The organism is Streptomyces sp. KPB2 (genome assembly GCF_003950055.1).
GTDB lineage: Bacteria > Actinomycetota > Actinomycetes > Streptomycetales > Streptomycetaceae > Streptomyces > Streptomyces salinarius.
The window spans coordinates 1,517,591-1,543,424 of the sequence record NZ_CP034353.1 but is presented as its reverse complement, the minus strand read 5'-3'; the positions used below and the strand labels follow the sequence as shown (position 1 = coordinate 1,543,424).

Genomic DNA, 25,834 nt, shown 5'->3' with positions numbered 1-25,834 from the left:
GCCGGCGGCTGCGGCGCGGCCGGCGCGGTGCCCGACTCGCCCCAATGAGTGACCGTCGTCCGGTTTACCGGCGTTCAGGGAAGGCACTCCATGAGTGTTCTTCCCGCCTGCCCAGGAGAGCCGCATGACCCAAGTCGCCGACTTCGTCCTCCAGCGCCTGACCGAGCGGGGCGTCGCGCAGGCGTACGGCTGTCCGGGTGACGGCCTCGACGAACTCCCCGGACGCCACTGATGCGCAGCGGCTCGACAGCGCCGGACGAGAGGGGCACCTCGCCGTTGGAGGCGTGCACGGTCGACGCGGTCGACGTGCACGCCTTCGAGGTGCCCACCGACGGCCCCGACGGCAAGGAGCAGGACGGCACCCTGGAGTGGGACTCCACGACGCTCGTCCTCGTCCGGGTGCACGCGGGCGGCCGGACCGGGCTCGGCTACACCTACGGCGACGTCTCGGCCGCCGTGTTCGCGCAGTCGAAGCTGGCCCCGGTGATCGAGGGCGCGAGCACGGCCTCGCCGGCGGCGCTGAACCGGCGGATGGCCGCGCAGACGCGCAACGCGGGCCGTCCCGGCGTCGGGGCCATGGCCCTGTCGGCCGTCGACGTGGCGCTGTGGGACCTCAAGGCACGGCTGCTGGACCTGCCCCTGGTCCACCTGCTGCCCGCCCACCACGACCGGGTGCCCGTCTACGGCAGCGGCGGCTTCACCAACTACTCCCTGGACCGGCTCACCGACCAGCTCGCCGGCTGGGTCGCTCAGGGCATCCCCCGCGTGAAGCTGAAGACCTCGCGCCGGCCCGAGCACGACGCCGAACGCCTCACCGCCGTACGCGAGGCGATCGGCACCGCACCGGAACTGTTCGCCGACGCCAACGGCGCGCTCGGCCGCAAGGACGCCCTGTACTGGGCGCGGCGCTTCCACGACGAGTGGGACGTGCGCTGGTTCGAGGAACCCGTCAGCTCCGCGGACCTGGAAGGGCTGCGGATGCTGCGCGAGCGGGGACCGGCGCGGCTGGAGATCGCCGCGGGGGAGTACGCCTTCACCGCGCAGGACTTCGCCAACCTCACCGAGGGCCCCGCCGGCCCGGCCGTCGACTGCCTCCAGGCCGACGTCACCCGCTGCGGCGGCATCACCGGCGTACTGGAGATCGCCGGACTGTCCGCCGTCCGGCACCTCGACCTGTCCGCGCACTGCGCCCCGGCACTCTCCGCCCACGCCTTCTGCGCCGTGCGCCGGCTGCGGCACCTGGAGTACTTCCACGACCACCTGCGCGTCGAGCACCTGCTGTTCGACGGCACCCTGTCGCCCGAGGGCGGCGCCCTGCGCCCCGACACCGGCCGGCCGGGACTCGGTCTCGACGTCAAGTGGGCCGACGCGGAGCCCTACCGCGTCCACGGCACGCGGCCGTCCTGACCAGCCCCCGTACCACGAGGAGATCCGACACCCGATGGCGAAGGCAACACGCGACGTACCCACCAGGACCGACCCCGGGATCGCGGGACCGCCGCGTGCCCGGCAGACCATCGACGTCGGAAAACTGGAACGCGCCCTGCGCAAGGCGGTCGACGGCGAGGTCCGCTTCGACACCGGCTCACTCGGCCTGTACGCGCAGGACGCGTCGAACTTCCGGCAGGTACCGATCGGTGTCGTCGTCCCGCGCACCCTGGACGACGTCGTCGCGGTGCACAAGATCTGCCACCGCTTCGACGCCCCGGTCCTCAACCGCGGCGGCGGCACCAGCCTGTCCGGCGAGACCGTCAACGAGGCCGTCGTCATCGACCACTCCAAGTACCTGACGGCCATCGGCGAACTCGACGTGGACCGCCGCCTGGTGACGTGCGAGACCGGCGTCATCAACGAGGTCCTCAACCGGCACACCGGCAAGCAGGGCCTGATCTTCGGACCCGACCCGTCCACCCACTCCCGGTGCGCCATCGGCGGCAACCTCGGCAACAACTCCTGCGGCATCCACTCGGTCCAGTCACAGCTGTACGGCCCCGGCCCGCGCACCAGCGACAACGTCGAGGCCCTGGAGGTCGTCACCTACGACGGCGCCCGCTTCTGGATCGGTGTGAACGAGGAGGAACACCTCGACGAGATCATCGCCGCGGGCGGCCGCAAGGGCGAGATCTACGCGGGACTGCGCGACCTGCGCGACAAGTACGCCGACACCATCCGGGCCCGCTTCCACTCCGAGAAGCAGGTCCCGCGCCGCGTCTCCGGCTACAACCTCGACGAACTGCTGCCGGAGCGCGGCTTCAACGTCGCACGCGCCCTGGTGGGCACCGAGAGCACCTGCGCCACGGTCCTCAGGGCCGTCCTCAAACTCACCCCCGCGCTGCTGGAGCGCACCACCGTGGTGGTCGAGTACGACGACCTCGCCGACGCCGCCGAACACTGCGAGGAGATCGTCGAACGCTGGCGCCCGATCGGCCTGGAGGCCCTGGACGACGAACTCATCCGGGACCAGCAGGAACAGAACATGCACGTGGAGGACATCAAGGAACTGCCCCTCCTGGGCGGCGGCGCCTGGCTCGTCGTCCAGTTCGGCGCGGACACCCAGGAGGAGTCCGTCGGCCGGGCCGAGGCGTTCATCGAGTGGCTCACCGGCGACAAGGGCTACGCCCGCGACCGCATCCGCCTGGCCAGGAGCACCCAGGAGGGCGGCACCAGCGAACACCTGTGGGCGATCCGGGAGGGCGGCCTCGGCTCCACCGCGTTCCCGCCCGACGGCAAGGACCACTGGCCCGGCTGGGAGGACTCCGCCGTTCCGCCGGACCGCATCGGCGAATACGTGCGCAAGCTGCGCCGGGTCATGGACCGGCACGACATCAGGGGCGCCATGTACGGCCACTTCGGCCAGGGCTGCATCCACTCCCGGCTCAGCTTCGACCTGCGCACCGCCGACGGCCTCGCCACCTACCGGGCGTTCATGGAGGACGCCGCCGACCTGGTCGTCTCGCTCGGCGGGTCGGTGTCCGGCGAGCACGGCGACGGACAGCAGCGCGGCGAACTCCTGGAGAAGCAGTACGGCTCCGAACTGCTCCAGGCCATGCGCGAGTTCAAGGCCGTGTGGGACCCGCGGGCCAAGATGAACCCCGGGAAGGTCGTCGACCCCTACCGGATGGACGAGAACCTCAAGCTCGGCACCGACTACAACCCGCCGCGCATCCCGCTGAAGTTCGCCTACCCGGAGGACGGCGGCGACTTCGCGCACGCCACCCTGCGCTGCGTCGGCATCGGCAAGTGCCGCGTCCCGCAGGCCGAGACGACGATGTGCCCCAGCTTCCAGGTGACCCGCGAGGAGAAGCACACCACCCGAGGCCGCGCCCGCATGCTGTACGAAATGCTCAAGGGCGACGTCGTCACCGACGGCTGGCAGTCCAACGAGGTCAAGGACGCCCTCGACCTCTGCCTGGCCTGCAAGGGCTGCACCAACGACTGCCCCGTCAACGTCGACATGCCCACCTACAAGGCGGAGTTCCTGCACCACCACTACAAGTCGGCCAAGCGGTGGCGCCCCCGGCACGCCTACGCCTTCGGCTACATCGACCAGGCCGCCCGCCTCGCCTCCCACATCCCCGAACTGGCCAACACCGCCACCCGGACACCCGGCCTGTCACAGCTCACCAAGCTGGTCGCGGGCATCGACCGCAAACGCCCGCTGCCCAGCTTCGCCCCGATGACCCTCCAGGAGTGGTTCGCCCGGCGCGGCGGCACCACCAACCCGACCGGACGGCCCGTCGTCCTCTTCCCCGACACCTTCAACAACTACTTCCACACCCAGGTCGGCGTGGCCTGCGTCGAAGCCATCGAGGCGGCCGGCTGGCGCGTCGTCATGCCCGAACAGCACATCTGCTGCGGACGCCCCCTGTACGACTACGGCTTCCTTGACGAGGCCGAACGCTACCTCCACCGGGTCCTGGACGTCCTGCGGCCCGAACTGCGCGCCGGCACGCCCGTCGTCGGCATGGAACCCAGCTGCCTCGCCGTCTTCAAGGACGAGCTGCCCAAGCTGCTCCCGCACGACGACGACGCCAAGCGACTGACCCGCAACGCCTGCCACTTCGCCGAGTTCTTCCAGACGTACGGGATCAAGCCGCCCGCCCTGGAGGGCAGGGCACTCCTGTGGGGCCACTGCCACCAGCGGGCCACCGGCGGCATGAGCCCCGACCGGCAACTCCTGGAGGGCATGGGCCTCGAAGTGGAGGACTTGCGGGGAGGCTGCTGCGGCCTGGCCGGGTCCTGGGGCTTCGAGTCCGGCAAGTACGACATCTCCATGGACTGCGGTGAACAGGCACTCCTGCCCGCGGTCCGCGACGCCGGGGACGACCGCGTCGTCGTCGCCGACGGCTTCTCCTGCAAGACACAGATCAAGGACGCCGGCACCGGCCGCGAGGCCCTGCACATCGCCGAGATCATGAAGCTGGCCCGCGAACACGGCGCACGCGCCACGGCCGACGGTGCCGTGAGCACCGACCCGGCCCGTCCGGCTCCGCCGTGGCGCACCCGCGCCCTGCGCGTCTCGGCCGCCGTGGCCCTGGCAGCGGCGGCCACCGCGGTCGGCGTCCGAGTCGCGGCACGCTCCCGCTGCTGAACCTGCCGGCGCGCGTCAGACCACGGCGGCGATGGAGCGGCCGGCCCATTCCGGGGCCGGCTCGGTCAGCTCCGTGAAGCGGCGCCGTACCGGCTCCGGGAACTCGGCCGCCCGGCCCGCCTGCTGGTCGACGTGGACCGCGAGCAGTTCGGTCGTCGCCACCGGGGCCGCGTCGCGCGCCGGATCCGACCCCGGTCCGGGCACCACGTACATCTCGTGCACGAAGCGCGCCTTGCGGGCCGCCGCTCCCAACACGCGTGTGCGGACGGCGAGATGGGCGCCCTCGGGGACGTCCCGGAGATAGCGGATGTGGGACTCCACGGTGTAGAGGGAGCAGCCCGTGGACTCGCGGTAGCCGGAGTCCAGGCCCGCCTCGATCATCAGCGCGTCCGTGGCGTGGCCGAAGACGAGGACGTAGAAGGCCTCGCTCATGTGGCCGTTGTAGTCGATCCACTCCGGGCGGACGGTGCTGCGGAACAGCGGGAGTGTCGTCGTCGAAAGATCCGTCATCGGGCACCCTCCCCGCGGTCCAGGCGGCCGGTGGCGCGCAGCACGTCGATGACGCCCCGGTCGCGTTCGGCCACCAGGTCCGCGATGGAGCGGCCGTCCGCCGCCTCGTCGCACCCCGCCACCACGGCGTCGTACAACTCCTTGTCCAGTTCTGGCGCTTCCAGGCGCGTCCACGGCGACTTCAGGGACGGGCCGAAGTGGTCCAGCATGTGCGCCATGCCGCCCTCGCCGCCCGCGAGCGCGAACGTCAGCATCGGCCCCATCACCGCCCAGCGCAGCCCGGGACCCTCGGTGATCGACAGGTCGATGTCCCGGACCGTCGCCTCGCCGGACGCGACCATGTGCAGCGCCTCGCGCCACAGGGCCTCCTGGAGGCGGTTCGCGATGAAGCCCGGCACCTCGTGGTCCATCGTGATGACGGACTTGCCCGCCACCTCGTAGAAGCGGGCGGCCCAGGCGACCGCCGGCGCGTCGGTGCGCTCGCCGCCGACCACCTCGACGAGCGGGATGAGGTAGGGCGGGTTGAACGGGTGGCCGACGACCAGGCGCGAGGGGTCCGCCGCCGACGTCTGCATGTCGGTCATCGGATAGCCGGAGGTGGAGGAGGCGATGACCACGCCGGGCGGTGTCGCCGCGTCCAGGCGGGCCAGCAGGTCGCGCTTGAGGTCGAGCTTCTCGGGCGCGCTCTCCTGCACGAACTCGGCGTCGGCCACGGCCTGTTCGAGGGTGTCGGTCACGGTCAGCCGGTCGGCCGAGGCGTCCTCGGCGAGACCGAGCGAGGTGAGCGCCGGCCAGGCCGCGTCCACCAGGCGGCGCAGCTTGCGCTCGGCGTCGGGCGCGGGGTCCCAGGCGGTCACGTCGTAGCCGCGCGCCAGGAAGTGGGCGACCCAGCCGCCGCCGATGACCCCGGCGCCGACACAGGCGACGCGACGGACGCTCTCGGGTGCGGTACGCATGCTCAGACCGCCTTCCTGAGGCCGAGCAGCTCGCGGGCCTCGTCGGGAGTCGCGACGCGTGCGCCGATCGACTCGGTGATGCTCACCGCCCGCTCGACGAGCTGGGCGTTGGTCGCCTTGTTGCCCTTGCCGAGGTAGAGGTTGTCCTCCAGACCCACCCGGACGTGCCCGCCGAGCAGAATCGACTGCGCGACCCACGGCATCTGCATCCGGCCGAGCGCGAAGCTCGCCCAACGGGCTCCGTCCGGCAGCATGTTGACCATCGACTGGAGCACCCCGGGATCCGCCGGCGCGCCCCACGGGATGCCCATGCACAGCTGGAACACGGTCGGGTCGTCGAGCAGGCCCTCGGCCAGCAACTGCTTGGCGAACCAGAGCTGACCCGTGTCGAAGATCTCCAACTCCGGCCGTACGCCCAGCTCCTGGATGCGCCGGGCGCCCGCGCGCAGCATGTCGGGCGTCGAGACGTAGAGGTTCGAGCCGTCGCCGAAGTTGAGCGAGCCGCAGTCCAGCGTGCAGATGTCGGGCAGCAGGTCCTCGACGTGCGGAAGACGGTCCAGGCCGCCGACGAGGTCGGTGCCGGGGAGGTGGGTGAGCGGGTCGTCCGGGTCGACGACCAGGTCGCCGCCCATGCCGGCGGTGAGGTTGATGACGACGTCGGTGCCGGTCTCCTTGACCCGTTCGACGACCTCCCGGTACAGCTTCGGGTCGCGGGACGGGTCGCCGGTCTCCGGGTCGCGTACGTGGATGTGGACGACGGCCGCTCCGGCGGCGGCCGCCTCCACGGCGTTCCGCGCTATCTGCTCCGGGGTGACGGGGACGTGGGGGCTCTTGCGGACGGTGTCGCCGGCGCCGGTGAGCGCACAGGTGATGATGACGTTCTCGGTCATGGGCATGCGGGGCCTCCGGAAGTCTTGCCGCTCAGGGCTGTGGAGCCAGGAGCGTGTGGGTGACGTGGGCGGTCAGTGCCGCGTGCATCGCGTCCGCGGCACCGTCGGCCGACGGCCCGCCCACCGAGAGGACGTGCGTCGCCAGGCCGTCGATCAGCGCGGTCAGCGTCAGCGCCGCCGCCTGCGGATCGACGCCCGCGCGGAACACGCCCTGGGCGACACCCCGGCGTACGACGTCGGCGACGGTCTCCCGCCACTGGCGGTAGTACTCGGAGTGCAGTCGGCCCACCGCCGTGGAGCGCGCGGCCTCGGCCCACAGGTCGAGCCACACCGCCCACTGGCGGCGCTGCTGTGCGGTGCGCGGGGTCTGCAGGGCGATGAGCTGGCGCAACTCCGCCGCCGCGTCGTCCGCCTCGGCGAGGAGGGCGGCGCGGCGCGCGGTGTCCTCGTCCATGCACCAGCGCACGGCCGCCTCGAGGAGGTCGGCGCGGCCGGGGAAGTGGTAGTGGATCGCGGCGCTGCTGGTGGCGCAGGCACGGGCGATGTCGGCCACCCGCACCGCGTGGAAACCGTGCTCCGCGATCAGCCGGACCGTCTCGCGGACGATCTGCAGCGGTCGCCCGCCCTCGACACCGGCGCCCGGCGCCGTGGCCTTCTCGCGCGGCCGGGTGCCGAGCAACCAGCCCGCGTCGACCCGGCCCTCGTCGGCGATCCGCGCCAGCTCCGCGGCCGTGAAGCGGCGGGTGCCGCTCAGCGAACGCGACAGCTTGGACGGATCCATCACGACACGGCGCGCGAACTCGCGCTGGCTGACGCCCGCGGCGGCGATGACCTCGCGGACACGGGTGGCGGTGCCGGCGCCGGGTGCGCCGTCGGAGACGTCGTCGGTTTCCACGGGCCACGACCCTAGGCACCCGTTGCGGAAAACTCAACCGCGGTCCGCCACAAATGCGGCTCCACCCTGCATATTGCGACTCTGACTGGCGTGTCAGTCAGGCGCGCAACACCTCGCGGCTCCGCTGCGGCGGTGGTCGTGAGCCTGTTTCATCACGGTTGAGTACCAGGCCGGAATTGTGGCTTCCATCACGGCTGACGTGATCTTGCCCTGGTGAGATCGCCGCATGCTCGGTTTCCTCGTCCGTCTCCTGCCCTTCTGGGTCCGCGAACCCCTGCTCATCGTGGTCGGGTCGGTGTTCGGCGTACGCCTCCTGTATCTCGCCGTCGTCGAGAAGGACTGGGCCCTGGCCGGGGTCGGCGCGGTGTTCCTGGTGGTCACCGCGGTGCGCGTCCACGTGGTGGTCCGGGCCCTGCGCGCCCGCCGTGACAACCCCGCCCCGACCCAGCCGCAACCTCCGACGGCGGCGCAGCAGCGTCCGGCGCCGGTCGTCCCTGCCGCCCCGGCCGCTCCGGCCGTCCGGGAGAAGGAACCCAACGCGTGGGGTCAGGCGTTCGCGGCCGTCGGCGTGTTCGCGGCCCTCGGGGCCGCTGCGTGGCTGGGGCCCAAGCTGCTGCCCTCCGAGGCCCACGGCACGCCGCACGCCGTCTCGTGTCCGGGCGGGCAGGAGACGGAGCCGCCGAGCGCCTACCGGAAGACGTCCGGGGCGGTGACCGGTGCCGAGCTGTGCAAGGCGCTCAACACACCCGATCTGGCCCGGCTCCTCGGAACGCCGGCGGAGACCGCGACCGGGGCGTCCGCCTCCAACGGCACCGCCGCGCTGACCGACGGGAAGGTCGCCCAGCCGGAGGCTCAGATCGAGTTCGACACCTACACCGTGAACGTCACGGTCACCTACAACGACCTGTCGATCGCCCAGTACGTGAAACTGATGGAGTACGGGAACGAGATCGACGTCAGGAAACTCAAGGTCCTCGGCCGGCCCGCGGTCCTGTCCTCGGACCACACCATGAAGATCGAGATCAACCCGGGCGGGGGCTCCGGCGGACCGGTCGAGCAGGGCCCCCTGGCCAGAACGCTGGCCGTGGCCCTCGACGCCAAGGACGGCGGCGGCTACTACGAGATCACCGTGTGGAGCACGTCCGGAGCCTTCCCGGACGACGACGCCCTCCTCGACGTCACCGAGAAGGTCCTCCCGGCGATCCCCGAGCGGGCCGTGTGACGTGACGTCACCCCCCGGCCGGTAGGCCCGCGCCTCCGTTCGGCGTGTCCCGGACCCCGTAAGGGGCACTGGGGGAACGATGCATGTTCCCGGACAGTGCGGGAGCCGGGCCGGAGCGGAGGACACACGTGGAACAGCGGGGCGCGGCCGAGCGGTGCGGCGAGAGCGTGGCGGCGGATCCGGGCGGCGCCGCCGGGCCCGCCGGACCGGCGCACGCGGTGCCGGACGTACGGCGGCGGATTCCCCGCACCGACGCCCTGCTGCGCGACCCCCGCCTCCTGGACGCGACCGGCCGGCTCGGTCCGGAGCGGGTCAAGTCGGCGGTGCGCCGCGCACAGCAGCAGGCGAGAGAGGGTGCCGTGCCCCCGGACGCGGTGGCCGAGGCGGCGGTCGCCCTCCTGCCGCGGGCGGCGTGCGGCCTCCGCCCGGTGATCAACGCGACCGGGGTGCTGCTCCACACCAACCTCGGCCGGGCGCCGCTGTCCGCAGCCGCCCGGCAGGCGGTCCAGGACGCCGCAGGCCCCACCGACGTCGAATTGGACCTGACGACCGGTGTACGGGCCCGCCGCGGCCGTACCGCGCTGGCCGCCCTGCGGGCCCGCGTGCCGTCCGCCGAAGCGGTGCACGTCGTCAACAACGGCGCCGCCGCACTGGTCCTCGCCGCCGCCGCACTGGCCGCCGGCAAGGAAATCGTGGTCAGCCGCGGGGAGATGGTGGAGATCGGGGACGGCTTCCGGCTGCCGGACCTCCTGGTCTCCACCGGCGCCCGGCTGCGCGAGGTCGGCACGACCAACCGCACGACCGTCCAGGACTACGCCGGGGCCATCGGCCCCGAGACGGGCTTCGTCCTCAAGGTGCATCCCTCCAACTTCCGCATCACCGGCTTCACCCGCGCCGCCGAGGTCGGCGAACTGGCGCCGCTCGGCGTCCCGGTGGTCGCCGACATCGGGTCGGGTCTGCCGGCCCCCCATCCGCGCCTGCCGGACGAACCGGACGCCCGGAGCCAACTGGAGGCCGGAGCCTCCCTCGTCACCGCCAGCGGGGACAAACTGCTCGGCGGGCCCCAGTGCGGACTCGTCCTCGGCCGGGAGGACCTGGTCCGCGCCATGTCACGGCATCCGCTCGCCCGGGCGCTGCGGGTCGACAAACTGACCCTGGCCGCGCTGGAGGCCACGTTGACCGGCCCGAAGACGCCGACCGAACAGGCGCTGGACGCCGACCCCGAACAACTGTCCCGGCGGGCCGAGCTGCTGGCCACCGCGCTGCGGGCCGACGGCGTCGACGCCCGGGCGGTCGGCAGTCGGGCCACCGTGGGCGGCGGCGGGGCGCCCGGCGTGACGCTGCCGAGCGCCGCGCTGTCCCTGCCCGAGCCGTACGCCACCGCGCTGCGCGAAGGGCCCGTTCCCGTGGTCGGACGGCTGGACGGCGGACGGTGCCTGCTGGACCTGGGGTCGGTGCCGGCCGAGGACGACCGGCGGCTGGCCGAGGCAGTGCGCCGTGTACGGGCGGGCGAGAGGTAGGGAACATGCGGGTACTGGCCACCGCCGGGCACGTCGACCACGGCAAGTCCGCCCTCGTACGGGCGCTGACGGGCATGGAGCCCGATCGCCACGAGGAGGAGCGGCGCCGCGGCCTGACGCTCGACCTCGGCTTCGTCTGGACCCGGCTGGAGCCGGACGCACCGGGCGGTGTGGGCGGCGCCGGTGGCGAACACCTCGCCTTCGTCGACGTACCCGGCCACGAGCGGTTCGTCGCCACCATGCTGGCGGGCGTCGGCCCGGTGCCCGGCGTGCTCTTCGTGGTCGCCGCCGACCAGGGATGGCAGCAGCAGTCCCAGGAGCACCTGGAGATCCTGCACGCGCTCGGCGTCCGGCACGCCGTGCTCGCCGTGACCCGCAGCGACCTGGCCGACCCGGCACCCGTACGGGCGGACGCCGTCGAACGGCTGGCCGCCACCTCGCTCGGCACCGTACCGTCCGTCGCGGTCAGCGCGGTGACGGGCACGGGACTGGACCAACTGCGCGGCGAACTGGCCCGGCTGAGCGCTGCCTTGCCCGACCCGCCGGCCGACGCCGACGTACGGCTGTGGCTGGACCGCGCCTTCACCGTGCGCGGCCACGGCACCGTCGTCACCGGCACCCTGGGGGCGGGCACCCTGCGCGTCGGCGACCGGCTGGTCACCGGAGACGGCACGGGCGCGCTGCGCGTGCGCGGACTGCAGTGCCTGCACGAGGAGCGGACGTCCGTCAGCGGCGTGGCGCGGGTGGCCGTCAACGTCCACGGCGGCGCCGACGCCGCGCTCGGCCGGGGCGAGGTGCTGCTCACCCCGGACCGCTGGCCGGACACCACCGTGACCGACGTCCGGGTGCACGGAACGCCGGTCGCGGAGCTGCCCCGCACGGTCACCCTGCACATCGGCACCGCCGCCGTGCCGGTGACCGTGCGGCCGCTGGGCGAGGACACCGCCAGGCTGACCCTCACCCGTGGGCTCCCGCTGCGGGTCGGCGACCGCGCCGTCCTGCGGGAACCCGGCGGACGGCGCGCCCCGTGCGGACTGACCGTGCTGGACGTGTCCCCGCCGCGGCTGACGCGGCGCGGTGCGGCCCGGACCAGGGCGCGGGAGCTGACGGCCATGACCGGGCGGCCGGACGGTGCGGCGGAACTGCGCCGGCGACGGCTCGTGCGCCGGCCCGACCTGGAGGCCATGGGAATCACCCCGCCGGGCCCGCCCGTCACCGGCGACTGGCTGGCCGACCCCGCCCACTGGGCCCGGCTGCGCGACCGCCTGACCGCGGAGGTGGCGCGACACGCCGAGGAGCATCCGCTGGACCCGGGGCTGCCCACCGAGGCGGCCAGGCGCCTGCTCGGCCTGCCGAACCGCGCCCTCGTCCAGGCCCTCGTCGACACGCCGGGCGAGGGCGTACTGAGCCACCGTCAAGGGCGACTCCACGGACCCGGCGACCCCCGGCCGTCGCTGCCGCCGTCGGTCCGACGGGCCGTCGACGCCTTGGGGGAGGAGCTGCGCCGGTCACCGTTCCGTGCCCCCGAGGCCGGCCGGCTGGCCGAGCTGGGGCTGGTCCACAAGGCCCTGGCCGCCGCCGTGGCGGCCGGCGCACTGCTCCGGGTCGCCGACGGCGTCGTGCTGCTGCCCGGCGCGGACGCCGGTGCCGCCGCCGTACTGCGGTCGCTGCCCCAGCCGTTCACGCTGAGCGAGGCGCGCCGGGCCCTCGACACCACGCGCCGGGTGGCCGTGCCGCTGCTGGAGCTGCTGGACCGGCAGGGACACACCGAGCGCGTGGACGACCGGCGCCGGCGCTGCCGGGAGACCGCGGGGAGCGGAGGCGGACGGGAATCGAACCCGCCTGCCCGAGATCCTCGGACACCTCGGTTTTGAAGACCGGGAGGGCCACCAGGCACCCACACGCCTCCACCGCCCGCTCAGGCTACAGGAGCGCCCTGATCGACCGGCGATCCAACCGAACCACCCGGAGGGACCAGGCATGACGACCACCCGCGAGACACCCGTACGGCTCACGCAGTTCGCGCACGGCGGCGGCTGCGCCTGCAAGATTCCGCCGGGTGAACTGGAGGACGTGCTCGGCGGTCTCGCGCGCCCCGGCGTGTCCCCGGCGAACGCCTCCCTGCTGGTCGGGCTCGCCACGGGCGACGACGCCGCGGTGGTCACCCTGCCCGCGCCGGACGGCGCTCCGGGCCAGGCGGTGGTGTCCACGGCGGACTTCTTCACACCGGTCGTCGACGACGCCTACGACTGGGGCCGCATCGCCGCGGCCAACGCCCTCTCCGACGTCTACGCGATGGGCGGCCGGCCGCTCGTCGCCGTCAACCTGCTGGCCTGGCCCCGCGACGTGCTGCCGTTCGACCTCGCGCGCGAGGTGCTGCGCGGCGGACTGGACGTCGCCACCGAGGCCGGCTGCCACGTGGGCGGCGGCCACAGCGTCGACGACCCGGAACCCAAGTACGGCATGGCCGTCACCGGCGTCGCGGACCCCGAGCGGCTGCTGCGCAACGACACGGGCCGCCCCGGACTGCCGCTGTCGCTCACCAAGCCCCTCGGCCTCGGTGTCCTCAACAACCGGCACAAGGCCACCGGCGAGCGTTTCGAGCAGGCCGTGGCGACGATGGTGGCGCTGAACCGGGACGCGTCAGCGGCGGCCCTGGACGCGGGAGCCACCTGCGCCACCGACGTCACCGGCTTCGGTCTCCTCGGCCACCTGCACAAACTCGCCCGCGCCTCCGGGGTCACCGCCGTCGTCGACACCGCCGCCGTGCCCTACCTGGACGGCGCCCGGGAGGCCGTCCGGGACGGGTACGTCAGCGGCGGCACCCGGCGCAACCTGGACTGGGTGGCCCCGTTCACCGACTTCGGCGACGCCGACGCCGACACCCGGCTGCTCCTCGCCGACGCGCAGACCTCCGGCGGGCTGCTGGTGGCGGGCGAGGTGCCGGGCGCCCCCGTCATCGGGGAACTGGTGCCGAAGGGCGCCCACTCCGTCGTCCTCGGGTGATGACCCGGAGGCCTACGGCTCGGTTCCGGTGTCCTCGTCGATGCCGGCCCTGGCCCGGTACTCCCGCACCAGCTCCGGCGCGGCCGTCCCCCTGGGGCGGCGACCCGCCCTGATGTCCACCGCGAACGCCTTGGCCTCCTGGATGTGGCTGTTGGGGTCCAGCGACAGGTGCAGCAGCTCGTTGGCGGCGTCACCGGTCGCGTAGCCGTTGGGGCCCCAGTGGTAGGGCAGACCCACCTGGTGCAGCCGCCGGCCCTGCACGGTGAGGGGCGCCATGCGGTCGGTGACCAGGACCCGGGCCTCGACCACGCCGCGGGCGCTGACGATCGTCGCCCAGCCGGTGTGCTCCAGCCCGCGCGAGGCGGCCAGTTCCGGGGAGACCTCGCAGAAGAACTCCGGCTGCAGCTCCGCGAGGTAGGGCTGCCAGCGGGACATGCCGCCCGCGGTGTGGTGCTCGGTGAGCCGGTACGTGGTGGCGACGTACGGGAAGACCTCCGAGCCGGGCTCGGTGCCGCTGGGCTGGTAGCGGTTGTCCGGGTGCGGCGGCAGCAAGTGGCGTACGGGGTTGCGCTGTTGCGTGTACAGCAGGTTCGGGAACGGCGAGTCCTGCGGCTCGTAGTGCGTGGGCAGCGGGCCGTCGGTGAGGCCGGACGGCACGTACAGCCACGCCTTGCCGTCCGCCTGCATGATGAACGGGTCCTTGCCGGAGAGCGCCGCGGGGCCCTCCGCGTCCGGGGGCGGCTCGTGGTCGGGGGCCTTGTCGGGCTTGAAGTCGGGGACGTCGTGTCCGGTCCACGAACCCTCGTCCGCGTCCCACCACACCAGTGCCTTGCGCTCGCTCCACGGCCGACCCTCCGGGTCCGCCGAGGCACGGTTGTAGAGGATGCGGCGGTTGGCGGGCCAGGCCCAGCCCCACTCCTTCGCGACCCAGTCCTGCTCCCGCCCCGGCTTGCGGCGGGCCGCCTGGTTGACCCCGTCCGCGCGGACCCCGCAGTAGATCCAGCAGCCGCAGACCGTCGACCCGTCGTCCTTCAACTCCTCGTACGACGACAGCGGGTCGCCGTCGGCGTCATGGCCGTTGATCTCGGCGAGGACGGCCTCCGCGTCCGGCTCGGCGTGCTCGCCCTTCGTGGGGTAGCCCCAGGTCAGGTCGAGGAGCGGCCGGTCCATCTCGTCCGTGGACGCGGCGAGCTTCTCCCGGATGATCCGTCCGAGGTGGAAGGTGAACCAGAGGTCGCTGCGGGCCTCGCCGGGCGGCGGGACGGCCTGGTGGTGCCACTGGAGCAGGCGCTGGGTGTTGGTGAAACTGCCGTCCTTCTCGGTGTGCGCGGCGGCCGGCAGGAAGAACACCTCCGTGCCGATGTCCTCGGTGCGCAGCTCGCCCGTCTCGATCTCCGGGCCGTCCTGCCACCAGGTGGCCGACTCGATCAGGGAGAAGTCCCGCACCACCAGCCAGTCGAGGTTGGCCATGCCCAGGCGCTGCAGTTTGGCGTTGGCGGAGCCCACGGCGGGGTTCTCGCCCATGAGGAAGTAGCCCTTGCAGACGCCGTCCAGCTGGGCCATGACCGTCTCGTAGGTGGAGTGCGAGCCGGTCAGCCGCGGGAGGTAGTCGAAGCAGAAGTCGTTGCCGTCGGTGGCCGCGTCACCCCAGTACGCCTTGAGGAGGCTGACGAGGTAGGCGCGCATGTTGCCCCAGTAGCCCTTGCGGGCCGCCTCCGCCTCGACGAAGGTGTCGAGGTCCTGCTGCTGGTGGGCGTGCGGCATGGGGATGTAGCCCGGCAGCAGGTTGAACAGCGTCGGGATGTCCGTGGAGCCCTGGATGGAGGCGTGGCCGCGCAGGGCGAGGATGCCGCCGCCCGGCCGGCCGATGTTGCCCAGCAGACTCTGCAGGACGGAGGCGGCCCGGATGTACTGCACGCCCACCGTGTGCTGGGTCCAGCCGACCGCGTACGCGAACGCCGTCGTCCTCTCCCGACCCGAGTTCTGCGTCACCAGGTCGCACACCTGGCGGAAGAGGTCCTGCGGCACGCCGCAGACCTGCTCGACCACCTCGGGCGTGTAGCGGGCGTAGTGCCGCTTGAGGACCTGGAAGACGCAGCGCGGGTGGGACATGGTCTCGTCCCGCTCCGGCTCCCCCTCACCGATGTCGGCACCGCCCGAGCCGTGCGCCTCGCCGCGGGCGGCCTCCGTCACGCTGCTGCCGCCCCCGGTCCGCCTGTCGTACTCCAGGTCGCGCTCGCCCGAGGCCGCCTGCATCTCCGTGCCCTCGTACTGCCAGCTGCTGTTGTCGTAGCTGCGGTTGTCGGCGTCGAGACCGGAGAAGACGCCGTCCAGGTCCTCCGTGTCGCGGAAGTCCTCCCGCAGGACGACCGGCCCGTTGGTGTAGGCGACCACGTAGTCGCGGAAGTAGCTCCCGGTCCGCAGGACGTGATTGATGATCCCGCCGAGGAAGGCGATGTCCGAACCCGCGCGCAGGGGCACGTGGACGTCGGCCAGGGCGCTGGTGCGGGTGAAACGCGGGTCGACGTGGATCACCTTCGCGCCGCGGGCCTTGGCCTCCATCACCCACTGGAACCCGACCGGATGACACTCGGCCATGTTCGAGCCCTGGATGACGATGCAGTCGGAGTGCTGCAGGTCCTGCTGGAAGGTGGTCGCGCCGCCGCGGCCGAACGAGGTTCCCAGACTGGGAACGGTGGAGGAGTGTCAAACACGCGCCTGATTCTCGATCTGCACCGCGCCCAGGGCGGTGAACAGCTTCTTGATCAGGTAGTTCTCCTCGTTGTCCAGCGTCGCCCCGCCGAGGCTCGCGACCCCGAGGGTGCGCCGGGTACGGGTCTCGTCGACCTCCCACTGCCAGCCGGAGCGCCGTGCCTCGATCACCCGGTCGGCGATCATGTCCATCGCCGTGTCCAGGTCCAGCCGCTCCCACTCGGTGCCGTGCGGCCGGCGGTACAGGACGTGGTGCTCGCGGGCACCGCCCGTGGTGAGCTGCAGACTGGCCGAGCCCTTGGGGCACAGACGGCCGCGGGAGATGGGGGAGTCGGGGTCGCCCTCGATCTGGGTGACGCGGCCGTCCTCGACGTAGACGTTCTGTCCACAGCCGACCGCGCAGTAGGGACAGATCGACTTGACGACCCGGTCGGCGGAGGCGACGCGCGGCGTGAGACGCGCACTGGCCCCGCTCTTGGCGGCGGCCCCGCGGCCCAGGGGGTCGGTCCCCTTCAGCTGGCGGTAGACCGGCCAGGAGTCGATCCAGGTGCGTACGCCCATCACCCCTGCCTTCCCGTCGTGTCCCGTCGTGGCCCGCTGCGAGTGCCCCGCGCGGACCCGGTCAATCATCCGTGGTCGTCAGGAGTCTTCGACCGCTCGCCCGTGGTGAGGCTGCTCAGCACCTCGGCCGTCACCGCGTCGACCTCGTACACCCGCTCCCGGAGCGGCTCGACGAGGGCGACGGTGACCGACCAGACGGGCTGCCCGCCCGACCCCTCGTGCAGCGCCATGCCGCTGACCTTGCCGAAGTCCGGCCGCTTCACCTTGTCGACCGCTTCCTTCGGCAGTACCCGGGCGGCGGCGACCAGCTCGGCCGTGCGCTTCTTCGTCCCGGCGGACTGCCCGGCCGGGACGGACGTGCCCTGGAGCCGGCCGTCCGTGGCCGAGACGCGGACCAGACGCTCCGACCCGGTGTCGTCGGCGACCCGGACCAGCCAGGTGGGCCGGACGTCCGACGGCCGCAGGCTCAGGGAGACGAACTCGCTGCGGGGCACCTCGTCGAGCGCCTTGCCGATGGCCAGGTCGTAGGGGGCTTCCACCTGGGGCAGCACCTCGGGCGCCCGGGCCGGCGGAGGCTGGGAGCACGCCGAGCCCGTGACGAGCAGCAGCCCGCCGGTCAGAAGGGCGGACAGGACCAGCCCGGTCCGGCTGCGGACCTGGCCCTTCCCGGCCGAGTGCGTCATGGTCGCCTGCCTCTCCCGCGGCGCTTCACCGACCTGTCGGAAGGAGTGCGCCGGGGCGCGCTTCCCAAACCTGCCCGGGCGCCGGAACCGGAGCACCGCGTCCCGCGGTGTGTCCGCGCGCGGGCCGTCCGGCCGGTCCGTAGAGTCCGCCCGACACGTTCCCGAGAGGAGACTGCCGTGCTCGGACCCGAGGTCCTGGTCTTCGACGTCAACGAGACCCTCACCGACATGTCCGTGCTCGCGCCCCGCCTCGCGGACGTCGGGCTGCCCGGCCGGCTGGTGCCGGAGTGGTTCGCCGGCGTCCTGCGGGACGGCATCGCGCTCACGCTGGCGGGCGGCCCGGCCGACTTCGCCACCGTGGCACGGGACGCCCTGCTCACCCACCTGGCCCGGGAAGGCGTCCCGCCGGCCGACCACGAGGCCGCGACGGACCACGTCCTGGGCGCCCTGCCGGAGCTCCCCGTCCACCCGGACGTCCCCGAGGGGGTACGGGCCCTGCACGCGGCCGGACACCGCCTGGTCACCCTGACGAACGGATCGGCGGACACCAGCCGTGCCGTCCTGGGGCGGGCCGGACTGGCCGAGTGTTTCGAGGCCCACCTCGACGTCGCAGGAGCCGGCGGGCGCTGGAAGCCGGCACCGGAGGCCTACGCGTACGCCCTGCGCGAGGCCGGTGTCCCGGCGGACGCCGCGACGCTGGTCGCGGTGCACCCCTGGGACATCGACGGCGCGGCACGCGCGGGCCTCGGCACGGCGTGGCTGCGGCGCACACCCGTCCCGTACCCGTCGGCAGCACGGCCCGCCGACCGCACCGCCGACTCGATGGCCGACCTGGCGCGACGGCTGGGCGCGGGCGGCTGACTCAGGACGCCGGGGGCGCGCCGCCGGGCTCCCGCGCCCCGGCCGCCAGCCGCTCCCGTTGGGGCAGCACCGTGTACTTGGGATCCTCCGCCGAGGCGACTCCCGCGTGGAAGACGGCGAACCGCAGGGCGGCCGAACCGGCCAGGAGGGCCGCGCCCGCGCCCGCGGCGACCGCCCGGCTGCGCCCGCCGAAACACGCCCCGAGCGTCGCGCCCGCGAAGGTGAGCGTCTCGGCCGCCCGGAGCAGCGTCCGGGCCCTGCCGTGCTCGAACGGCTCGGCGGCCAGCCCCATGCGCCGCTTCATCACCCGGAACGACCCGAGTTCGAGCACGGCGCCCAGCGCGGCCGTGCGCCGCGCGGGGCCCGTCTCACCGATCGGCGCGCACACCAGGGCGAGCCCGGCGGCGGCGGTGGCCCCGGACCCGGCGAAGACGTACGGCAGCTCGCGGTGCCCCTCGTGCCAGGACGGCACGGCCGTGTCGGAGACCAGTACGGCGGTGTAGGTGGCGACCGCGGGACCCAGCACGGCGGCGGACGCGGTGGCCGCCGCGCCCACGAGGCGATACCTGCCGGCGACGTCGGCGGCGGCCGCGGCGACGGTCAGCGGCGCGTAACCGGCCAGCAGCCACGAGCCCACGCTCATCGGGGAGGTGGGCTTGAAGACGCGGAGCATGTTCAGGAAGCGTTCGGGGCGGCCCAGGTCGTGCACCAGGGCGGCCAGCGACAGGGAGACGGCGCCCGCCGCGCCCAGCTTGGCCGTCCGGGCCAGCGCGGGCCGGCCGGTGGCGTGCGCTCCCGCCGCCAGCAGCGAGGAGGCGCCCGCCAGCCCGCCGAGGTACAGGTAGCCCGCGATGTCCAGGGCCTTCCACGTCGGCCTGTTCAGGATCGGCCTGCCGTAGTACGAGGAGAACTCGGCGTCGGGCACCATCGCCCGCTCGCCCCGGCCCCTGCCCCGCCGACGGCGTCCGGTGCGGGACCCGGTGAGGGCGTTCCGTCCGGGTCGGGCGCCCTCCACGCCGTCCCGGGTCACGTCGGAACCGCTCATCGCGGCCTCCTGGCGAAGGCGGCGGCGGTGAGCGCGACCAGCGAGACGGCGGCCGTCGCCGCGTGCCGCCACATGGCGGGCAGGTCGCGGGTGGTGACGACCGGGTCGGGCGGCAGGCCGTACACCTCCGGTTCGTCCAGCAGCAGGAAGAAGGCGCCGTCGCCGCCGACCCCGTCGCCGGGGTCCGCGCCGTAGAGGCGGGCGTCCGTGACCCCGGCGGAGTGCAGCTGGGCGACCCGGTTCGCGGCCCGCTCGCGCAGTTCGTCCAGCGGGCCGAACTGGATGGAGTCGGTCGGGCAGGCCTTGGCACAGGCGGGTTCCATGCCGACGCCGAGCCGGTCGTAGCACAGGGTGCACTTCCAGACCCGGCCGTCGTCGGGACGCTGGTCGATGACGCCGTACGGACAGGCGGGCACGCAGTAGCCGCAGCCGTTGCAGATGTCCTCCTGGACCACGACCGTGCCGAACTCGGTGCGGAACAGGGAGCCCGTGGGACAGACGTCCAGGCAGGCGGCGTGGGTGCAGTGCTTGCACACGTCGGAGGACATCAGCCAGCGCAGCTCGGTGCGGCCCTCCGGCGCCAGGGGGGAGATCTCCCCGGCGGGTGCCGCGGCCGGCGGCCCGTCACCGGGCGCGTCGCCGGGTGCGGGTGCGGTCGAGCCCGGGCCCGGTGAGGACGGCGAGGTGCCCAGCGCGCCGGCCGCCGCGAAGACGTCGACGGCTTCGTGGCCGACGCCGGGTTCCTGTCCGCCCAGCGGCTTGCGCTGTTCGATGAAGGCCACGTGCCGCCAGGTGTCCGCGCCGAGCCCCTGGGTGTTGTCGTAGGACATGCCGGTCAGTTCCAGGCCGTCCTCCGGGATCGCGTTCCACTCCTTGCACGCCACCTCGCACGCCTTGCAGCCGATGCACACGGAGGTGTCCGTGAAGAAGCCCACGCGGGGCGGGGCGTCCGGATGGCCGGCGGCACGCGCCGGATCCGGCTGCGGCCCGGACAGCAGGTTTCCGCCCGCTCCGGGGACCGGAGTCTCGGTGTCGTCCGTCATGTCCGGGCCTCCTCGCCCATGCGCCGCCTTCGGACCGGCCGGGGCCTGAGTGCCCCGACGGCGCCCGGCCAAACGGCGGCGGGGGACACGCGGGCCCTCGGCCCGTCAGTCGGCGGCGCGACGCGCGGGTGCGCCCTGGGCGTCGCCGCGGGTGTGCACGTACAGCTTGCGGCGGTCGCCGACGTCGAGCCGCTTGGGCAGGGGCAGCTCGTAGCGGACCGGACGGGCGTGGTCGGCCAGTTGCCGGCGCGGATTGTAGACCTGGTTGAATTTCCACAGCATCCGGGCGAAGTTGGTCTGCCCGTGCAGCAGGTTCCGGCCCAGGATGCGGGCCGCGCCGAAGGCGGTGCGCAGGCCCAGGTGCTTGCGGTTGATCACGGCCTGGGTGCGCACCAGTTCCTCGTAGAACCGCTCCAGGGGCAGCGTGGTGGGGACCACGGCGTGCTGGATGTCGAAGAGCCGGTAGTCGCGGGTGGTGAGCCGGCGGGACTCGGTGTGCCAGATCTCCGTGCCGGGGTAGGGCGTCATCACCGTGAAGTGGACGATCTCCGGCACCGAGAGGGCGAACTCCCGCATCACCCGGAACCGCTCCTCGTCCCAGGCGGGGTCGACGATCAGGTTGATGGCGACCTGGATGCCCATGCGGCGGGCCGCCTCCAGGGCGCGGATGTTCTCGTCCGGGCTGATCCGCTTGCGGTACAGGTCGAGGCCCTCGGCGTCGATGGCCTCCATGCCCAGGAACATGTAGCGCAGGCCCAGCCGCGCCCACCGCTCGAACACCTCGGGGTGGCGCAGCAGCACGTCGCTGCGCGTCTCCAGGTAGTACTCCTTGCGGATGCCGCGCCGCTCCACCTCGTCGGCGATCGCGTTGCCGTGCTCGGGCCGGATGAAGGCCACGTCGTCCACGATGAACACGTTGGGCTCGCGGATCCGCGCGAGGTCCTCGGCCGCCGCTTCGGGAGAGGCCTTGCGGTAGCTGCGGCCGTAGAAGGTCCACGCGGAGCAGAACGAGCAGTCCCAGGGGCAGCCGCGCGTGAACTCCACGGACGCGCACGGGTCCAATTCGCCGATGAAGTAGCGGCGGCGGTTGCGCATCAGGTCGCGGGCCGGCAGCGGCGTGTCGATGCCGTGCAGCATCAGCGGCGCGGGCCCCCGCCCGGCGGCGGTGATGATGCCGGGGACGCCGTCCACGCCGCCGTCGCGGACCGCCTCCAGCAGCGGCGCCACGGCCGGTTCGCCCTCGCCCCGGACCACCGCGTCCACCGCGCCCGCCGCCTGCTCCAGCACCTCCTCGGCGACGAAGGAGACACTGTGCCCGCCGAAGAAGACGAAGCAGCCGGGAACCTCCCGCTTCACCTTCTGGGCCAGATCGATCGCCTCCGGGATGTTCGCCAGGTAATTCAGGGAGAAGCCGACGGCCTCGGGCCGGAACGACCGCACCTCGTCGCGCAGCCGCGTCACCGGCAGCACCTGGAGATCCACGACCCGCACCTCGTGGCCCGCCGCCAGGGCGGCACCGGCCACCCGTTCCAGGCCGAGGGGCTCCAGCCGCAGGAAGATCTCGGAGTACATCAGAGCGCTGGGATGGACGAGCAGCAGGCGCATGGGTCACCTCGTCGAGCGGAGCCGGAGGGAGGCGGGCTCCGCGGAAGCGGGAAGGAAGAGTCTCCCCACTGGCCTCCCGCCGGACGGGCGCCCCGTACCCGGCATACCGCCGCTTGGTCGCAGGAGAGGGCCCGCAGGGGTGGCCCCGGCGCGGTCACCTGCCCTGGAGCGTGCACGTGAAGCGCAGCGAGGTGGTCCCCGCCGGGACGGTGAAGCGCACCCGAAGCCGGTGGACCGTGTCCGGTGCGCCGTCGTGATCGGTCGTGTGCAGGGTCTCCACGTCCCGCGCGACGCACTGCCGCGGGACGGCGAGCCTCGCCCGCGCCGTTTTCCCCTCCCAGACGGCGTGGGACCCCTCCCATCGGGGCTCGATGCGGCTGACGAACACCTCGTCCACGGTCAGCTCGTGCTCGGCCCGCACCTCGTCGGTCAGGAGCAGTTCGCCCGGGGTGCGCCGCCACGAGAAGCGGCGCCGCAGCGACCGCAGCCCGTCCGCCTCGTACGCGGCGGTGAGGTCCAGCTCGTAGTCGACCCCGTCCGGGCCGGGCTCGCAGCGCAGCACACGGGCCGCACGCCTCCTCCCGGCGCTCTGCCCCCGGGAGGCGATGACGGGGACGGAGTGCCCCTCCGAGGAGTTGTGCAGGAAGGTGTAGCGCGTGTCGTCGTCGAAGTAGCCCTTGCGGTACTCGCCGGCTCCCAGGTCGGTGAGGAGGACCTCGCCGCCCGCCGCGAGGAGGAAGTGGCCGAGGTCGTTGTGGTTGTGCGGTTCGTCGTTGTGCCCGCCCTTGGCCGCGAACGCCGACGACTCGCCACGATCGACGACCCATGCCAGGTCGGGCAGCCAACTGGTGCCGGTACGTGAGCGGTTCGCCCCGTGGGTGGCCGGCAGCGTCCCCCACCGCAGGGTCCGGGTGACGTCCGCCCAGTCCCCCGGCATCTCCGTGACAGGCGCGAGGCCGGGGACCTCCACACCCAGTCTCGTGGTCAGGAAGCACCCGAGACCGGCGGGCAGGTCAGGGCGCTCCTGGCCGTCGGAGAAGGCGGGGAACAGCCCCTCGCCCAGATGCACCACGGCGGGGAAGGACGCGATGGCCCGCACCTTGGGGTCGTCCAGGAGGTCTTCCCCGGTGAGCCGGCGCAGTTCCTCGGCGAAGTAGACGAAGTGGGCGAAGCCGAAGGCCCAGTAGCCGACTCCCTCAGGACACCCTCCGTCGTCACCGAAGCCGGACAGATAGGTGCGCATGGCGCGCCGGCAGCGGTCGAGCAGACGGTCCAGACGCGGTCCCCTCTCCCACAGGGCGATCCCCGCCATACCCGCCGCTCCGCCGCAGACCGCGGCCCAGTTGTGGGGCCACGACTCCCACGGCAGCGGGCGTTCGTCGTCCGCGAGCAGGGTCAGTACCCGGTGCTCCACCTCGGCCCGGACCCGGGCGGTCACGCGGGCGTCGATCCGCCCACCGCACTGCTGGACCGTCTCGGCGAGCAGACAGGCGGTGAGGGCGGCGAAGAGGTCGAGACACTGGTCCATGCCCCTGCCCATGTCGACGGCCTGCTTCTCGTGGGCGGGCAGGGCCCAGGAGTACTCGTCGCACACGGACCACAGGGCGTCCTGGAGGGCGGCCGGGTCGGCCCCGGGATCGATCAGCGCCTCGGCCGCCAGCGCCGTCACGTGCCGGCGCCGGCGGAAGTACAGCTCCTCGTAGCCGAGCCGGTCGCCCTCGTCGGCGTAGCGGCGGTACTGGGAGAACACCGGCGTGGGCATGGCGGACGCACGTGCCTCCCCGGCGGCCGTCCGGATCAGTGAAGCCATCCGGTCGGCGTGGCTCACGACACTCACCTTCGAACCGCCCTTCCTCGCACGGCTCCACGGGGCTCTCCCGGCACGGCCGCTGCCGGGGCAGCGTAGGCAGCGGTCCTCGACAGGCGCAACGAAGCGAACAGAAGCGAAAGCAAACGATGTTCGCGCTGTTCGGAGCGGGTGAGACTCCGGCTGACGGACGACTCCGCTCCGCCGGAACGGGCCCGTGCCCACCAAGGCGCGAGGTGGGCACGGGCCCTCCCCCCGGCCTTCGGCCGGGGGTGCCACCAGGAGCCGGGCCGTGTGAGCGGTCAGACGGTGGTCTTCACCGGCTTCTGGTCGTCGTCGCCGTTCCCGGTGTCCTCTCCCGCGTTGCGGGCGCGGACGAACTCCAGGAAGGAGGCCAGTTCGCGCTTGACGACGGGGGCGAGGAGGTAGAGGCCGATGATGTTGATGACGGCGAGGGTGAAGAGGAACGCGTCGGCCATGTCGATCAGGGTCTGCAGGGTCAGCAGCGAGCCGGCGACGGCGAAGACGGTGTAGACGACCTTGTAGGTCACTTCGCTGGCCCGGCTGCGGCCGAAGAGGTACGTCCAGGACTTGAGGCCGTAGTAGCCCCAGGTCAGCACCGTGGAGACGGCGAACAGCAGCACGGCGACGGTGAGGATGTACGGGAACCAGGGCAGGACCGTCTCGAAGGCGTCGGAGGTGATCGTGACGCCGCCGATGTCCTCGCCCGCGCGGGCCTCGCCCCAGCTGGCGGGGTTGGCGATGACGATGGTCAGCGCCGTCATCGTGCACACGACGACGGTGTCGATGAACGGTTCGAGCAGCGCGACCAGGCCCTCACTGGCAGGGTGCTTGGTCTTGACCGCGGAGTGGGCGATCGGGGCGGAGCCCAGGCCGGCCTCGTTGGAGAAGGCGGCCCGCTTGAAGCCGATGATCAGTGCGCCGAGGACACCGCCGGCGACGCCTTCGGGGTTGAACGCGCCCTCGACGATGGAGGCGACGGCGTCGGGGACGGCGGTGATGTTGACCAGGATCACGATCAGGCACGCGACGACGTAGATGCCGGCCATGGCGGGCACGAGCCTGCTGGTGACGTTGGCGATCGAGCGGATGCCGCCGAGAAGGACGATGCCGACGAGAGCGGCGATCAGGATGCCGAAGAACAGGGCGCCGGCGGAGGAGCCGAGCGCGCCGTCCTCGCCGCCGGTGACGGAGACCAGCTGCGCGTAGGACTGGTTGACCTGGAAGAGGTTGCCGCCGAAGAGGCCGAAGAACAGGATCAGGAAGGAGGCGAGGACCGCGAGGACCTTGCCGAGGGTCTTGCCGTTCTTGCCGAAGCGTTCCGTCAGGCCCTTGGGGAGGTAGTGCATCGGGCCGCCGGAGACGGTGCCGTCGGGGTGCACTTCGCGGTACTTCACGCCGAGGGTGACCTCGACGAACTTGGTGGCCATGCCGAGCAGGCCGCACAGGATCATCCAGAAGGTGGCGCCCGGGCCGCCGATGGAGACGGCGACGGCCACACCGGCGATGTTGCCGAGGCCGACCGTGCCGGAGACGGCCGCGGTCAGTGCCTGGAAGTGGTTGACCTCGCCGGTCGATCCCTTCTCGTCGTACCTGCCCCGCACCACGTCGACGGCGAGTTTGAACTTGCGGAGCTGGACGAAGCCGAACCAGCCGGTGAAGACGAGGCCCGCGACGACGAGCCAGGCGACGATGAGCGGCAGATCGGTCCCGCCGACGGGGACGGTGTAGAAGACGACTTCGCCCAGCCACTTGGCTATGGGCTCGAAGAATCCGCTGACTGCTTCGTCGACGGACTGGGTGACGGAGTCGAGTGACACGGTGGTTACCTCGGTGACGCTGGTCGGGCGGGGTGGGGTGTCTCGCCTGGTTGAGCGGTCTCTGGGCGAACGTCGTTGTCCGGTGA

General features: G+C 72.9%; 17 protein-coding genes, 1 tRNA gene and 1 pseudogene. 7 read left to right on the top strand and 12 right to left on the bottom strand.

What is annotated here, in order from left to right; genetic code table 11:
• The first annotated feature begins 231 nt into the window (after positions 1 to 231).
• Together D1J63_RS06635 and D1J63_RS06630 are read left to right on the top strand one after the other, a co-directional pair.
• Positions 232 to 1,407, top strand: coding sequence for an enolase C-terminal domain-like protein (locus D1J63_RS06635; RefSeq protein ID WP_125628136.1), 1,176 nt, complete (start codon positions 232 to 234; stop codon positions 1,405 to 1,407).
• Positions 1,408 to 1,441: 34 nt separating this feature from the next.
• Positions 1,442 to 4,591, top strand: coding sequence for an FAD-binding and (Fe-S)-binding domain-containing protein (locus tag D1J63_RS06630; protein ID WP_125628135.1), 3,150 nt, complete (start codon positions 1,442 to 1,444; stop codon positions 4,589 to 4,591).
• A gap of 15 nt (positions 4,592 to 4,606) precedes the next feature.
• Here the strand turns inward: D1J63_RS06630 and D1J63_RS06625 are convergent, their stop codons facing one another.
• The 4 genes from D1J63_RS06625 to D1J63_RS06610 are packed head-to-tail and all read right to left on the bottom strand — an operon-like array spanning position 4,607 to position 7,842.
• Entirely contained in the window at positions 4,607 to 5,101 is a 495-nt protein-coding gene (locus D1J63_RS06625) for a thioesterase family protein (RefSeq protein WP_125628134.1), read from the bottom strand.
• The gene (locus D1J63_RS06620) at positions 5,098 to 6,057 is read right to left on the bottom strand and encodes a 3-hydroxyacyl-CoA dehydrogenase NAD-binding domain-containing protein (protein ID WP_125628133.1); all 960 of its coding nucleotides are present in this window, start codon (positions 6,055 to 6,057) and stop codon (positions 5,098 to 5,100) included. The genes D1J63_RS06625 and D1J63_RS06620 overlap by 4 nt, the downstream gene beginning before the upstream one ends.
• 2 nt (positions 6,058 to 6,059) lie before the next feature.
• The gene (locus D1J63_RS06615; protein ID WP_102928423.1) at positions 6,060 to 6,953 is read right to left on the bottom strand and encodes a 3-keto-5-aminohexanoate cleavage protein; all 894 of its coding nucleotides are present in this window, start codon (positions 6,951 to 6,953) and stop codon (positions 6,060 to 6,062) included.
• A gap of 25 nt (positions 6,954 to 6,978) precedes the next feature.
• Positions 6,979 to 7,842, bottom strand: coding sequence for a TetR/AcrR family transcriptional regulator (locus D1J63_RS06610; protein ID WP_125628132.1), 864 nt, complete (start codon positions 7,840 to 7,842; stop codon positions 6,979 to 6,981).
• Between the two features lie 226 nt (positions 7,843 to 8,068).
• Here D1J63_RS06610 and D1J63_RS36680 point away from each other — a divergent pair, with 226 nt between their 5' ends.
• The 3 genes and pseudogenes from D1J63_RS36680 to D1J63_RS06595 form a co-directional block, all read left to right on the top strand.
• The gene (locus D1J63_RS36680; protein ID WP_164712740.1) at positions 8,069 to 9,064 is read left to right on the top strand and encodes a DUF6215 domain-containing protein; all 996 of its coding nucleotides are present in this window, start codon (positions 8,069 to 8,071) and stop codon (positions 9,062 to 9,064) included.
• Between the two features lie 167 nt (positions 9,065 to 9,231).
• Positions 9,232 to 10,584 carry an L-seryl-tRNA(Sec) selenium transferase gene (selA, locus tag D1J63_RS06600; RefSeq protein ID WP_241235684.1) on the top strand — a complete coding sequence of 451 codons (1,353 nt, stop codon included), beginning with the start codon at positions 9,232 to 9,234 and terminating at the stop codon, positions 10,582 to 10,584.
• Between the two features lie 5 nt (positions 10,585 to 10,589).
• Positions 10,590 to 12,317, top strand: a pseudogene (locus D1J63_RS06595) (GTP-binding protein); the annotation flags it as partial.
• Between the two features lie 83 nt (positions 12,318 to 12,400).
• Here D1J63_RS06595 and D1J63_RS36675 read toward each other — a convergent pair.
• A tRNA-Sec gene (locus D1J63_RS36675) sits at positions 12,401 to 12,493 on the bottom strand.
• A gap of 71 nt (positions 12,494 to 12,564) precedes the next feature.
• Here D1J63_RS36675 and selD point away from each other — a divergent pair.
• Positions 12,565 to 13,590, top strand: coding sequence for a selenide, water dikinase SelD (gene selD, locus D1J63_RS06590; protein ID WP_125628129.1), 1,026 nt, complete (start codon positions 12,565 to 12,567; stop codon positions 13,588 to 13,590).
• 12 nt (positions 13,591 to 13,602) lie between these two features.
• Here selD and fdh read toward each other — a convergent pair whose 3' ends face one another.
• Together fdh and D1J63_RS06575 are read right to left on the bottom strand one after the other, a co-directional pair.
• The gene (fdh, locus tag D1J63_RS06585; RefSeq protein WP_241235526.1) at positions 13,603 to 16,863 is read right to left on the bottom strand and encodes a formate dehydrogenase; all 3,261 of its coding nucleotides are present in this window, start codon (positions 16,861 to 16,863) and stop codon (positions 13,603 to 13,605) included.
• Positions 16,864 to 16,928: 65 nt separating this feature from the next.
• Positions 16,929 to 17,546, bottom strand: a complete 618-nt coding sequence (locus D1J63_RS06575) for a hypothetical protein (protein WP_125628126.1) — start codon at positions 17,544 to 17,546, stop codon at positions 16,929 to 16,931.
• 177 nt (positions 17,547 to 17,723) lie between these two features.
• Between D1J63_RS06575 and D1J63_RS06570 the strand changes: the two genes are divergently transcribed.
• Positions 17,724 to 18,407, top strand: a complete 684-nt coding sequence (locus D1J63_RS06570; protein WP_125628125.1) for a haloacid dehalogenase type II — start codon at positions 17,724 to 17,726, stop codon at positions 18,405 to 18,407.
• Position 18,408: 1 nt separating this feature from the next.
• On the opposite strand, the gene nrfD is transcribed toward D1J63_RS06570, so the two are convergent.
• The 5 genes from nrfD to D1J63_RS06545 all read right to left on the bottom strand — a co-directional run bounded on the left by nrfD (position 18,409) and on the right by D1J63_RS06545 (position 25,748).
• Complete coding sequence (nrfD, locus tag D1J63_RS06565) at positions 18,409 to 19,452, bottom strand: NrfD/PsrC family molybdoenzyme membrane anchor subunit (RefSeq protein WP_176153215.1); 1,044 nt, start codon at positions 19,450 to 19,452, stop codon at positions 18,409 to 18,411.
• Entirely contained in the window at positions 19,449 to 20,495 is a 1,047-nt protein-coding gene (locus D1J63_RS06560) for a 4Fe-4S dicluster domain-containing protein (RefSeq protein WP_125628124.1), read from the bottom strand. The genes nrfD and D1J63_RS06560 overlap by 4 nt, the downstream gene beginning before the upstream one ends.
• A gap of 105 nt (positions 20,496 to 20,600) precedes the next feature.
• Positions 20,601 to 22,100, bottom strand: coding sequence for a hopanoid C-3 methylase HpnR (hpnR, locus tag D1J63_RS06555; protein WP_125628123.1), 1,500 nt, complete (start codon positions 22,098 to 22,100; stop codon positions 20,601 to 20,603).
• Between the two features lie 154 nt (positions 22,101 to 22,254).
• Positions 22,255 to 23,928, bottom strand: coding sequence for a heparinase II/III family protein (locus D1J63_RS06550; protein ID WP_125628122.1), 1,674 nt, complete (start codon positions 23,926 to 23,928; stop codon positions 22,255 to 22,257).
• Positions 23,929 to 24,209: 281 nt separating this feature from the next.
• The gene (locus D1J63_RS06545) at positions 24,210 to 25,748 is read right to left on the bottom strand and encodes an alanine/glycine:cation symporter family protein (RefSeq protein ID WP_125628121.1); all 1,539 of its coding nucleotides are present in this window, start codon (positions 25,746 to 25,748) and stop codon (positions 24,210 to 24,212) included.
• Between the last annotated feature and the right edge of the window lie 86 nt (positions 25,749 to 25,834).